Source organism: Leuconostoc lactis (assembly GCF_007954625.1).
Classification (GTDB): domain Bacteria; phylum Bacillota; class Bacilli; order Lactobacillales; family Lactobacillaceae; genus Leuconostoc; species Leuconostoc lactis_A.
In genome coordinates this window covers 14,960-28,768 of the sequence record NZ_CP042422.1, presented here as the reverse complement: position 1 = coordinate 28,768, position 13,809 = coordinate 14,960, and the positions used below count along the sequence as shown (strand labels likewise).

The 13,809-nt window shown below is 35.0% G+C and carries 9 protein-coding genes; 1 reads left to right on the top strand and 8 read right to left on the bottom strand.

Annotation, left to right across the window (positions count from 1 at the left end):
- Nucleotides 1–73: 73 nt before the first annotated feature.
- The 4 genes from FGL80_RS09305 to FGL80_RS08615 form a co-directional block, all read right to left on the bottom strand.
- Nucleotides 74–313 carry an IS3 family transposase gene (locus tag FGL80_RS09305; protein WP_408582328.1) on the bottom strand — a complete coding sequence of 80 codons (240 nt, stop codon included), beginning with the start codon at nucleotides 311–313 and terminating at the stop codon, nucleotides 74–76.
- A gap of 47 nt (nucleotides 314–360) precedes the next feature.
- A complete protein-coding gene (locus FGL80_RS08625) occupies nucleotides 361–621 on the bottom strand; it encodes a transposase (protein WP_227784244.1) in 261 nt (86 codons plus the stop codon).
- Between the two features lie 185 nt (nucleotides 622–806).
- The gene (locus FGL80_RS08620) at nucleotides 807–2,570 is read right to left on the bottom strand and encodes an oleate hydratase (RefSeq protein ID WP_147002027.1); all 1,764 of its coding nucleotides are present in this window, start codon (nucleotides 2,568–2,570) and stop codon (nucleotides 807–809) included.
- Between the two features lie 63 nt (nucleotides 2,571–2,633).
- Nucleotides 2,634–3,518: a 3-hydroxyacyl-CoA dehydrogenase gene (locus FGL80_RS08615; RefSeq protein WP_147002026.1), complete on the bottom strand. Its 885-nt coding sequence runs from the start codon at nucleotides 3,516–3,518 to the stop codon at nucleotides 2,634–2,636.
- Between the two features lie 591 nt (nucleotides 3,519–4,109).
- Between FGL80_RS08615 and FGL80_RS08610 the strand changes: the two genes are divergently transcribed.
- Complete coding sequence (locus FGL80_RS08610; RefSeq protein ID WP_147002025.1) at nucleotides 4,110–6,809, top strand: TrlF family AAA-like ATPase; 2,700 nt, start codon at nucleotides 4,110–4,112, stop codon at nucleotides 6,807–6,809.
- 231 nt (nucleotides 6,810–7,040) lie between these two features.
- Here FGL80_RS08610 and FGL80_RS08605 read toward each other — a convergent pair whose 3' ends face one another.
- From FGL80_RS08605 to FGL80_RS08590, 4 genes are read right to left on the bottom strand one after another with little or no spacing between them, the layout of a single operon-like run.
- Nucleotides 7,041–9,653: a DEAD/DEAH box helicase family protein gene (locus FGL80_RS08605; RefSeq protein ID WP_147002024.1), complete on the bottom strand. Its 2,613-nt coding sequence runs from the start codon at nucleotides 9,651–9,653 to the stop codon at nucleotides 7,041–7,043.
- Nucleotides 9,653–11,662 (bottom strand): DNA methyltransferase, encoded by a 2,010-nt coding sequence (locus FGL80_RS08600; RefSeq protein ID WP_147002023.1) that lies wholly within the window; start codon nucleotides 11,660–11,662, stop codon nucleotides 9,653–9,655. The genes FGL80_RS08605 and FGL80_RS08600 overlap by 1 nt, the downstream gene beginning before the upstream one ends.
- Nucleotides 11,655–12,185, bottom strand: a complete 531-nt coding sequence (locus FGL80_RS08595; protein WP_147002022.1) for a helix-turn-helix domain-containing protein — start codon at nucleotides 12,183–12,185, stop codon at nucleotides 11,655–11,657. Before FGL80_RS08595 ends, FGL80_RS08600 begins: the two co-directional genes overlap by 8 nt.
- Nucleotides 12,178–13,332, bottom strand: coding sequence for a RepB family plasmid replication initiator protein (locus tag FGL80_RS08590; RefSeq protein WP_147002021.1), 1,155 nt, complete (start codon nucleotides 13,330–13,332; stop codon nucleotides 12,178–12,180). The genes FGL80_RS08595 and FGL80_RS08590 overlap by 8 nt, the downstream gene beginning before the upstream one ends.
- Nucleotides 13,333–13,809: the final 477 nt, after the last annotated feature.

Here is a 13,809-nt window from a genome sequence, read left to right as displayed (position 1 = left end):
CGTGGGTTAAGCTGGTGTCAGCTTAACCACATAAAAAAGTTAAGATAGTGTCGGTATCTCAACTTTTTGAATGCTAACATAATTGCTCCCAAACCAAACGATCACCAACTTCAGTGTTCAAAATGAACCGTAAAAATGCGGCGATGCGTCGGTAGCCATAGATCCCACGATTGGTGTTGTAGACGGCTTTGATTGCCATTTTTAGAGCGTTGCGACGCGTCTCTTGTTGGCTGGGATGCCAATTTTTCCATTGATAATAAGTGCTTCGAGCTATATTCAAAGCTGATAAAACGCTTGTTATGCGGTGTCCCATTGCGAGCGAACGGTCAATGATTTCCAGTCCTAACTCGCGATTTTGCGTTAGTTGTACTTCGAAAGTAACACCGCGGCTCGTTTTAAAATCTCAAGTTCTTCGCGAAGTTTGTCGTTTTCCTTTTGTAATGCGTTTACATCAGCTTGCGTCCATTTTTCGCCGTCCACTTCGTGGAACGCGTACAACTTGACCCAGTTACGGATTGAGTCGACCGAAGGTCCATATTCAGCGGATAGATCAGCATATGAACGGCCTTGATTGTGCATCTCAACAAGAGACTGGTTAAATTCTTTTTTGTATCGAATCATATTAAAAAATGCTCCTATGCTATTAGTTTACAGGGCAGAAGAAAATCTGTCCGTAAATCTAGCATAAGAGCAGTCTTTTTCCAAAACTAACAGTCCATTACTACAAAAATATGACGCATAATGGGTTTGGTACTTATAATTGGCAATAATTTTGTCGCTTTAAAATTTTTTACGGCTATTGTGTTTTATAGTAATTTACTCTCGGTAAGTAGCTCTTCGATAAACGTTCCCTTTATCTTCTTTTTTAGAACTACTTTAGCTAATTTAGGGATTCCTAAATTAGCCTCATCAATGGTTTTTTTATCTCCCATATAGTAGATGGCTTTAAGTAGTTCTCGAATATCATAAATGGATCCATAAACTTCAGGAACAGCTCGTTCAACTTCAAGCAAAGTATATACAGATTCCATGGCTGTCCTAATTGAATATTCGGTAGTGAACACGGTGTCATTACTAGGTGACTCTGCGAAATTACCAATAAAGGCTAAATTAACAGATCCCTTAGGAACAATATCTGGCCTATCACCCGCAACGCGGGGCATAAAGTATGACGTAATAAATGGCATAAATACTGGAACGGTATTTATATTGTTTTGGTTAGACAATTGTTTGATCTTGGACTCAGGGACACCAAGGTGATAAAGGAGTTCTTGAGTGATTTCTTCACCAGAACTTTCTACAATAGTCTTATCAACAAAATTTCCTTTGGTATCTGAATATAATCCATATATCCATACAATTGTTTCATTTTCTTTTTGTTCTTTGAAATGTGGCTGCCTGTGAACCGCGAAACTCATCAACCAGTTCGAATCGGTTATGGTAATGATCCCACCACTATTAATTTTGTGATCATGCAAATCACGATTGGTGAGACGTTCAATGTAAGGTTCAATTTCTGGTGATTTTATAGTGGCTGTCGCTGATACGAACCAACTTTTGTCAGGTAGGTTATCGTAGAATACTTCTGGATGACCGAAATCATTAGATTGTTCTGCCAGATTCTTCCATAGTGACCAACTACCACCCAACTCTTTTGATATAGGAGCGGGTTTATCATGGCTTCCGTATGTTGAACTTTCTGTAATAGAACCATTTGTAACGAATACAAGATCATCACGTGATAGGCTAACATCATCACCATCCTGGATCACGAGTTTTTTTGCAATTTTTTCGTCATTTTCGAAATCTACCACAACATTATTAACTTGTGTATCATAGATGAATTCGACATTGTATGACTCTAAATACCTTATAATTGGTAGAACCATAGACTCATACTGATTGTACCTATTGAACTTTAGGGCACTAAAATCAGGTAATCCATCAATATGATGAATAAATCGCATCGTGTATCGACGCATCTCAACTGCAGAGTGCCACTTTTCAAAAGCAAACATAGTTGCCCAGTACATCCAAAAGTTACTTTCAAAGAACTCATTTGAGAAGAATTCCTCAATAGTCGTCTTACCCAATTTTGACTCAGGAGTTAAAACTAAATCTATTAATTCTTTAGATTTTTCATCCAAAGTGTAGAGGCCATCAGTTGGTACGCGCTGTCCGCGATTATAAATTAGGCGAGTATTAGATGAATTTGGATCATCTTTATCTAGCCAATAAAATTCATCTAAGTAAGAGGCGTCTTCAATTTCTAAAGAAGGAATTGATCGATACATGTCCCACATAGTTTCAAAATGATTTTCCATTTCTCGACCACCACGTGTCACAAAGCCGATATTGGCACGCTTTTCTCCATCTAACGATCCACCCGGAGTAGGCAATTCCTCATATATATGAATTTTTTCCCCGGACATTTGTCCATCGCGCACCAAGAAAACAGCGGTAGCCAATCCGGCCAGCCCTCCTCCAATAATATACGCTGATTTTTGATCCACATTTTTGGGCTTCCTTGGACGTGCAAAAGCTTCATAATTTCCGTTAGAATATCGCATAATGGCCTCCTTTTACTACGCTTTATGTTGATATAATCTATTAAAAAAACGTTAATGTCATCCTTATTTTAAGAATGACTCTTGTTGGTATTCAGGGTTAGGATATTCATAGAATCCCTTTCCTGCTGCTAATCCCGTATGTCCCTTATCGATCATTTCTTTTATCAAACGAGCAATATTGGCTTGTTCTTCATCTGTTTCTGACCTTGATAAAGCTAAATTATAGGGTGTCTGTAGACCAACAACATCTAATATTGCAAACGGTCCCATTGGAGCCTTCGTTGCTAACATCCAAGCTTTATCAATTGTATGAGGATCGGAAATTTCATTTGCCCACAGTTTTTGTCCCGCATCTAAAAATGGAACTAAGAGTGAATTTAGAATATAACCATGTTGTTCCTTGTTTAATTTAAAAGGGACCATTCGGATATCTCTCGCAAATTTCACAAGTTCGTCAATATACTTCTCATCAGTTCCCGCATGTCCCATAATTTCAGCAATATTGTTGACCCATATTTGGTTAGCAAAATGTAGGGCTAAAAATTTTTCTGGACGATCAACACTGTCAACAAATTGAGATGGGACGAACGTAGAAGAATTTGAAGCAAATATTGCTTTTTTGGGGGCAACTCTCGAAAGTTGCTTATAGAAATCCTTCTTAATGTTGACATTTTCTGGAATGGCCTCAATTACTAGGTCTGCATCCTGAACAGCATCAGCTAGATTAGAACTAAAGCGAATTTTTTCAATAACTTCATCCGCTTTTTCACCATCTTCATAGAAATTTTTATAAATATCAGGATATGATGTCATTAATTGCTCAGAGTGTTTTAGAGCAGAATCATTGACATCATAAACCGTAACATTGAATCCCATGAACTGACTTTGAAAGGCAATTTGCCCACCTAAAATACCACCACCTGCAACAGTTACATTTTTTATAGACATGTTTTCTCCTCCTATTAATGATTTAATAGGTTAATCATAGCACTAATAGAAAGCGCTTTCAAAAAATAGCGACTAAAATGATTGTTTCACTTTAGTTGCTGCAATCTCCATAAATAAGCTGCGTGGTTTTTAAAGGTGGTGGAGTCTTTAATTAGTAGGGAAAGTTGTTGCATCGCATCGTAATTCATATATAACGGTCTAATTATAAAATTATGGAAAAATGTAGCGACGTTAAGGGGTCATTATTATAAATAAATAAAAAAAAGCCCCCATTATCTAGTGATTAGATAATGGGGCTGTTTTGATAGTCTTTTCGAGGGGTTATTATGTAATTATAGACCCTTAATTCCCTATTATTGGGATAATGCACATTGTGAGAGAGACATACTAGTCCATATCAGAGAATGTTCTAAAACAATTACCTTTTGCCAGTAACACCTCGGAATATATTTTAATCCAGTACCAAATATCATCTTAAGGGCCTAACATGAGAAGGGTTGTAGCTATTGCAATGCGTAAATTTTAGTCAGCCAAATTAATAAATAATGATAAAATATAAAAGTATTTAAAATAAAATGAGGCGGTTTTTTCATGATTAACTCAGGGTCATTATGGCATAAGTGGGATATCCATATGCATACACCAGGGACAGAAAGAAATAATGAGTTTGGTGGAACGTTACAGGATTCAGATATTCTCGAAAACTTTAAAACAAAAATTATTGAAAATAAAATAGATGCAATTGGAGTTACTGATTATTACAGTATAGATAACTATGAATATTTAGTCGAGCTACAAAAAAACGGTAAATTCCCAAAAAATGTCTATTTACTTCCCAATATTGAGATTCGTTTAGAAACTTCAGTACGCGGTAAAAGCAACGAATTAGTTAACCTACATATACTCTTCGATCCTGACAAACTCTCTCCTGAAGATATCAGGACTAATTTTATTAGTCAATTAAGTTACGAGTATAACCAACATATCTTTAAATTCAACGAATCTGGGTTAGAAAGTTTAAGGTCAGCAACGGAATCCGATAGCATAAAAGATGTGAAGGAACGATTCTCAATATCAAAGAAAACACTTCGTGATTTATTAAAATCGAATATAAATTTCGAAGGAGCTTATTTAATTGCCGTACCAAATGAAGACATCTCTGGAACACTACAAAACAATAGTGGAAAAGGGGATTTTGTCTATGATGATATAGCTAATATAACCGACATAGTATTCTCACATAACCTAAAGGATTACAATTTTTGGAGTAACAATACTGAAATAAAACCCGTTCTAAGTGGTTCAGATGCTCATGGTTTTCTTCCAAAAGAAGACACGGATCGTTACACCATAGGTGAGACATATAGTTGGATAAAATCAGACCTGTCCTTTAACGGACTAAAACAAATAAAATATGATCCAATAAACAGGACTAAATTATCAAACTCTTCAAAAAATAATCCAAACGATTCTCGGTCTCCGTATATAAAGGCTATTGAATTCGAACCAACAACTAATAATTTTCAGGTGTCTCCAAGCAAATTAGAGATTAACCCCAATCTTAACGTTATTATCGGCCCACGTTCTTCTGGGAAATCAACATTAGCAACTTTATTCGCAAAAAAAGCATCACTTAAATTTACTGATGAAAATATTAATGACAGTCTGAAAAAATACGAATTCATAACGAAGAATATACAAACCAATTTAATTACATCACTAGCAAATCAGCTGGATGTCCAAGTAGAATATTATCCGCAAAATTATATTAGCAATCTATCAGAAGATAATACAAACCTTCAAGATACAATTTCTCGAATAATTTCTCGCAGCGAGAAGGCAAAAATTATTCTTGATAATTATCAAGATATTATTAATGAACACAATAATGAAATAGACAATATTACAAAGAGTTTATCAGATAATAAACTCTACATTATAGCAGCTAAAAAAGAAATTTCCGCACTTAGAACTCAAGAAGCTTTAAATGAAATACTGAATAATTTATCTGAAAAAAAACAAGAAATTATTTCGAACTCATCTTTAACTGAAACGGAAATTTCTAATAAAAATGAGAATGAAATAAAGCTAGCTGAAAATAAAACTACATTATCAGAGTTAAATGACAAAAAATATAAATTAAGTAAGACTTTTTCAGAAATAGATAATTTCCATAAACAAATGGATCCTCTAATTGAAACTTTAAAAGTTCATTTTTCATCGTTGAGAACAGCAGAAAATAAAAGTGCCATTTCAAAAAACTGGAGTGAATTTAAATCCAGTTTATCAGATATTAAAGATGTTGAAATAAACTTCCTTGACACTGAAATAGCAAAAAATACCGTTCAAATTGAAACTATTCAATCTGAAATAAACGAAATAAACACCAAGGATACTGCCGTTCGCAAAAATATTGAAGAAATCGATAAAAACTTACTTATCGTAAATGATGACATAACCAAGCTCGCGTCGGCCAAAGACAATTTACAAAAATATGAAGATGCGTATAAAAAATCTATCGAAAAAATCATCAACTTAATATCTAAAATTGATTCTGCTAGAACTACTTTTCAAGATTCAATAAACAAACTGAATATATTGAACTTTGGTCAGGTAGAGGATCAATCAACTAGGTTGATTTTAAAAGATACTGTCGATTGGCAAGATGAGATTTCTAATCATATAAATAGACGATATAGTTTGCCAGAAGATCTAGATCTCACCATGATAAATCAAAGTAATGGTTCGTTTAAATGGTCTACCGATCAAAAAGCACTGTCCACTCAGATTGGTACAGTGCTCAACAATAATGACATTAAATTTAATAATAACCATGATAACATTGACCTTGTCAAGGTAATCATGAAAAAATTAACCCATTTCACTTTTGATCTCCTGTTGGGAAATGATTCTCTACAAGAAATGTCACCCGGTATGAAAGGTGTTGTACTATTACAGGTTCTTTTAATGGCCTCCAATAACCAGTCAACTATTATATTAGACCAACCGGAAGACGATTTAGATAATAATACAATAGTGAAGATGCTTGTTCCATTACTAAAAGAAATTTCAAATACTCGACAAGTCATACTGGTAACTCATAACGCAAATCTAGTAGTTCTAACAGATGCAGAAGAAATAATCATTGCTGAACGTGATAGTTCAGCTTTTAGTATTAACTACTCTTCTGGATCACTTGAAACTTCAGATATTCGAGATCAAATAACAGATTTACTAGAAGGTGGGAAAGAAGCCTTTTACAAACGGGAACAACGATACTACATGAAATAAGTCTATAATTTTATCATAAGGTACTCTTTTGTTATATGTCATGATAAAGGCGCGCAATCAAGTTTTTAAAACTTGATTGCGCGCCTTTATTTAATTTGTGAATTTTATTTAACGCAAAAAGTGCTATCAACCTCGTCACATCATTCATTGGGTACAACTATTATTTTATATTTTATAACATGTTAAGTTTAAAAGATTGTCTATGTTTATTAGAAAATAAAATAAACCCTTTTAAAGGGCTAGAGTTTGAATATTTTTTCGAACCTGACGAGCATCACCCGCAACATAGAATTTAACACCGTACAATTTAACTTGATCATTTTCACCAATCACATCAACACTTTCAGGCGAAATACTGGTTAACAAGTCCTCTTTCCATTGGTCTTGCTCCAGCAATTGGGTACCCTTTGGTTCAATATAAATCTGATAAATATAAGACTCATTAGCCAAATACAGAACAAAGTCCGGTAAGAAACCAGCATAGTGAGACACATCTCCAGCAAATTCATGCAATTTTAGCTTAGTATTACGCTCATCACTACGAATCAGGTAAACATCTTTGTACTTGTTTTGCAGCTCTTCAATATAGCCTTGGATCAGTTCGATTAGACTACGTTCCAATTTATCGACAATAGCCTCGTTATAGACAAACCAAGGTGCCTTTTTATAGTCATAAGTTTGAATTAACTCATGAACCCCAGCATCAGAATAGTTAACTGGTACACGCTTCTGATAATCCTGAACGGCATCTTTAATTGGCAACCCAATAAACTTATTGGTTCCGCGTTGGCGCTTATAGTTCATGATTAACATGCGCTGAATATAGGCTAGATATTTTTCAACGACTAATAGCTGTGTTTCTCGACTAAGCACTGCATCTGAACCCATCGATACCGTCGCTTGGATTTCTTTTATTTGCCCCAACCACTGTGCCTCATACATAAACTCCGAGATAGAATTTAGCGTCGGCATATATTTTTTCATGGTATTGAATCTGAAGAAAGGATTCCGTGCCATTGCTTTTTTGACGAGGGCATCATCAATCTTTACCAGTCGTGTCTCATTCATACCAGCAACATTTTGTGTATCAAAGGCAGTTGCTTCTAGGGTTGCCGTCTCAATATTGACGGTAGGTAGTTCCGCAACGGGAACACCGTATTTTGCCAACCCATTGTATTCACTCTCAGGGACATCTTCGACGTCATTGTAATACAGCTTGCCATATTGATAGACATCGGAACGCTTAAATGACGCTTTAACTGTCGTGGTTAAAATATCAAAGTCTTTATCATCTTCAACTTGGAGCTGCATTGCTTCAAAAGATTTTGTCAGATTATCAATATATTTTTTATCATTAATCGTGTGATAGTGTAAGGACTCTAATATCTGTAATTCTGGCGTGCTATGGTCAAACCGTCGCGTAAACGATGTTGCCTCCTCATAGACGAAGGGATTGTAGCGCGCACCACGACCAATTAATTGCGCCTCACTATTGGTTTGTGTTGACGTAATGGGTTGCTCTCCAATGCGGACAATATCATACAAATTTAAGACATCCCAACCTTCAGAAAGCTTGGCGACTGCGAAAATAGCTCTAAATGGATTGCTTGGTTCTTCTAGGGTATTTAAATTACGTAAATCATTTAAGTCACCTAAAATACCATTGCTACTCGTATCATTAACATTAATTGTATTTAATGGTTGAAAATCACGTTGCAATTCCCGGACCAAGCCCCCCATATCAATTGTTTGATAATACGTATACGCTTGGCGCAAAGTAGATGATTGCGTGGTTTGGCGTTGCTTTGCAATAAATTGCGCTAGATCTTCAGTAGTTAATTTATCAAGCAGTGTCAAAAATTGATCACGGGCCGCTTTTGAAACGTCAATTTTATTTGACTTAAATAAAATAACTGGCTTAAAATCTCGTACACCCGCCTGGATCGCCATGTGCTTACGATATTGTGATAGCAATACCGCATTCAGCATCTTTTCGTTATCATCAGCATTGGCTTGTAAACGAGCAATTTTCTTTGAGTAACCAGCATTTTGAAACTCTTTTAAATCATATTGGAAGATGACTTTATCACGATATTTTTCATAAATAAACTCGTTATTTAAATCAATTGTGGCCGTGAATTCTAACTGTCGATTCGCTTTATTAGCTTGTCGAATACGGTCTAAGACATATTCCCACGCTTTATTTTTTTGATCTGCTTTACTCTTTGTGCCGGCAGAAAAATGATGCGCTTCATCAGCTAGAATAATCAACTTCTGTTTCTCTAAATCACCATAAGTTAAACCATTTTCGCGTGGTGTATTTAATTCATTTGCTAAAGTTTGGATCGTTGTGAGCCGCAAGTAGATCACGCCTGGTTCACTATTTGTTGGAAATCGGGTGACTTCTCGCAATTCAATCGGCATCCCATCAATATTGAGTGGTTGTGAAAAGAGGTACTTTGGTGACTGAACATTCAGCATGTTTTCACGAGTTTTAGCAATCACCGCGTTTGTATTAACAACAAAAAGAAAATTTTGATAGCCAAATTCATGGTAAAAATACAGCATATCGGCTGCCATCACATCAGTTTTTCCAGAACCAGTGGCCATATGGAATAACAATTGATTAAAGCGACTGGCAACATTGGTATCCTTTTGCGTGTAATTCAAGTTGTATAGTGATTGCTTTTGATAATCACGTAACTGATGCTTGAGATTGTGCTTAATGTAGTCCGGATAAACAAACGCATGTCGGGGTTCGTCGTTTTTTAAAAAGTCACTCGTATAGTCGTTAATCTCATGAACAATAGGTAAGACAAGTTCTCGTGATTTCTTTTTGGCCATTACAGATCACGCTCCCCATAAAAGCTTTTATTAAAGGCAATATCACTCTCAGACATCAGCTCTTGTACATCACGATCGTCCATATCACTGTACGCATAATACAACTGATTCTTATCAATGACCTTGACTATCAGCTGCTTTTTATCAGCCAATGACATTGATTGGTATTCAGGATCTTGCAGGACTTTTTCAACATCGACTCGGAAATCAAAATCAGCGCCACCTTCAATCATGCGATGAACAACATCTTCTAATTGCTTCGTCGTTTCGGCCTGTTGGACATCTTTGAGATAACCTTGGTTCTTTTCCATTAATTCAGCATAGACAAATGATCCGCCGCCTTGCCAATTAACGTCTTTAGAGATGCCCGTTGTATCACCATTAATAACATTAACTAACCTTTTTTTCAGTTTATACACTTGTTCATCAATCTGTTCAACTGTTATAAATCGTCTGTTCATTTTAAGTGCTGTTGCTGCTGTAGAACCGGATCCACCAAAGAAATCTAACACAATATCGTTTTCAGAAGAATATCTTTGAATAATCTCTTTTAGCATTTTTTCAGGCTTTTTCCCACTTCTCATTTCTACACCACCTTCGTGGCGAATATTTCCAAATGCTCCTGCCATATCAATAAATCCCTCAAGTGGTTTTAATTTTGTTGTAACTAAACCGCTTTGTACTGCACTTGGAACTCCTTGGAAATACTTACCTTTCGTTGCACCGACCTTTTGAGGACCAGTAAAATACCTATATTTATTTCCATCATCACCAATACCCCATACTCTATAAACAACACCATAACCATCTTCGTTGTATCTTCCGGTTAGGTAATCTCTAAAAAAACGTCCTGAAGAATTTCCATCTAAAATTGTTCCTGTGGCCCAAACTTCTTTTAACCCGTGTATGTTCGCTGTCTCTTTTTTTAAACTTATTTGATTTTTCTTAAAGATATCAACTCTCTTACCGCCAAGTTCTATGGTTTTAAAAGGTGATTCCAGCTCATCAAATGAATAAATAAATTTGGTATAGTTATAATCTTCTTGACTTTTGAAAGGATGCACTACTGATGCATTATTCTTTTTGTAATAGTGAATTTGCTCAATTTGTTTGTGATAATCCATATCCGATTTTAATGTTTTGTCTGCATATCTCACCAATATATATTGGGTAAACATTTCAGAATTTCTACCAAAAATTGAATCCATTAATACTTTAAGATAAGGACCTTCTGAATCATCGATATGAACTGCTATGACGCCCTCATCAGTTAGTAATTCTCTAGCTATTTCTAGCCTGCTTTTAATAAATGTCAACCAGGTCGAATGATTAAATTGATCATTATACGAAAAAGAGTCTGATCCAGTATTATATGGCGGATCTAAATAAATTAGTTTAACCCTGCCAGCATAAACGTCTTTTATACTATGCAAAGCAATCAAGTTATTTCCTTTGACAATCAAATTTTCGTCATCAAAATTATCAGTTGATGTACCGTCTAAATTTTCTTGATTATACTTAGTAGCATTAACAAATATTTTAGGTTCCAATAATTGATCAATTTCAGCCTTAGCTATCGTTTCATGAAAAAAAAGTTCATCAGCATCTTGTTGATCTTCTTTTGTCATACCAGCTTTTAAAACGGTATCTTTGAAGGGAAAATCTAGCACAACATCAGCAGTCTCATCAATAAACTTACCGCCAGCAGTAAGGCCAATTTTATTCTCAAATTTTGTATAGCTATCTTGCCAGTATTCTTTATACGTAAACATTTCAATAAACTGGTTTAGCTTAAACAGTTCTACACTTTTATCATCTATAACAATTGACTCCGTATAGGTGTCATGAATTAGTTGATTAGCTAGTAATGCCTTCATCAACATAGGTGTGTACGCATCAAGGTCTTCTATTACTTTATTGCGCTTTAAAGTGCCTTTATCTGAAAAATATGTGTTGCCAAAATCTTTCAAAATGGACTTTGTTGTCTCCATAATTTTTGAATCAATCATTTTTTTGCCCTCGTTTTTTAAATTGCCACCACTTTTTAGGTTTAGTTTGCGCTTCTACTGGTTCTGTTTCACTTTGGGGTGACACATCTTTTTCATCCTCACGACTCGGCATCGCTAAAGCTTTCAAATCTTTGATTTCTGCTTTGTACTCTGCTAGGAGTTTTTTATCTTGCAAGGCCAATCGTTGTTGCTGATCTAGTAACTTATGTAGCTCTCTCTTTTCAGATTGAATTTCTGATACTAAATTTCGAAGGAATTTCACTTCATCTTGTTCATCAACATCATCTTTTTTGTTGTCGTCAATATCCTCTTTTCGTTGACGGTCTCTTGTTGACGAATCGGTTGAGAACATTGATTTAATAGCTTTTTGTCCATCAACATCAACGTAAACAGTGTTGCCTTTTGTTGATGTAAATTGACGTAAATCGATTGACGTATCTCTTTTTATCTTTTGCCATATAGCCTGCTTTGAAACACCCAATTCATCAGCAAGTTCTCGAATTGTTTTTAAATTTTCACTCATGATCTATATCCTGCCTTTTAACGATTGGTAGATACTGTTCAATCGATTTTTTAAGATACTTAGCAATATTCTTTTTCGAATAGTCATCTTGTTTATCTCTGATATATGCTAAGTGTTCTTTCACGCCCTTTAAACCACGTAACTCTTTTAATTCGTCATAGAGTGGATAAACATTTTTCTGTAGCCCTGACAAAATAGCCGTATCCGTCAAATCAATATACGACAATAAGAAATGTTCCATCAGCAATTTTGTATATGGACTTTTCATAGCTTCATATACGAGGTCTTTTTCACTTTCTTCTTGCCTTATCTTACCGTCAATATAAGTTGGATCATCTAACTTGTAACTAATATCATCTGCAACTTGTTTTTTAGTGATACGAAAGACAATACTATCAATACTCCGCCCTTTTTTGAGCTTTTCGTAAGTTACATTGAAAGTTGTGTGTTTAGTAATTTCTGACAATGGTTCATTCAGTACTCTTTTTTCAAAATGATCAAATCGTTTATATTCATCAATTGTATCTGTCATTTGACGTAAATCTCGCATGCTTATTTCGGGATTACGGTAACTTTCAACCTGTTCCTCTCTCCGTCCACCTTTAACGCTGTAATGCTCGTATTGATTGTAATTCATCGATAACCAACGATACAAAATTATTGCATATTTGCTGTTCAATTCTGCAATATCTGACAAAGCATGTTGCGTAAAATTATTTTTGAGATTAATTAGATAAGGCATAATTTCACGATGAAATTCAATTTTTACTTCGTCATTATAATCTGTCCATTCCACATACGGGATCGGTACAATACTAATAAATTTAAAGCCTTTATCTTGTTCTTTTTTAATCTGAAAAAAAGCTTGTTTCTGCATTTTTTCAACGGCTTCTTTAAAACGACTATGCTTGTTGCTATCATCAACTTGAAAAAAAGCAAACAACTCTCGCTTTGATAAATAAACCGTCTGATCTTCGGGGGGATTTTCCGTATCTATTAGAGAAACGGCCAACTCAAACATTTTGAGTGGTGTCTTATCCATTTTGGCAATTGAAGTGATTAAACTGTTATGTTCGACGACTTTTCGTTTTGATAACTCATTCAAGGTGTGTACCTGCCTTGTCTTTGATTCTGGTATAATTGACATATAAATACGCTCCTTTGGGCGTGTTGTTGGATAAGCATAAAGAAAAACTTTTAGTCGGGAATTTCTTTATGCTTTTTATTATAACCTATACACCCACTTATCTAAATGAGAAGTGGGTGTATACATAGTATTTTGTGGGTGTATACATAGTATTTTGTGGGTGTATACATAGTATTTTGTGGGTACATAATCTTGTAAACCCTTGATAATATTGCCTTTCTAACCGCGCAAAAGAACAAAAGATTAAAATATAAAAGATAAACTTATAATAGGCTCCGCCTTTTTATTGATTCAATAAAATAAAAAACAAAAAGAACACCGTTGTACATAAATTTTGTACGTGGTGTTCTTTTTGTGTTGAATCATTTCAAATGACGGCTACCTAGTTATCTAACATAGATTGCCACTTATTAAGCCAATAGCGATGTTTTAATCCGTTCAATGATTATTTCTACGTCACATGGTTAAAAACGCTTA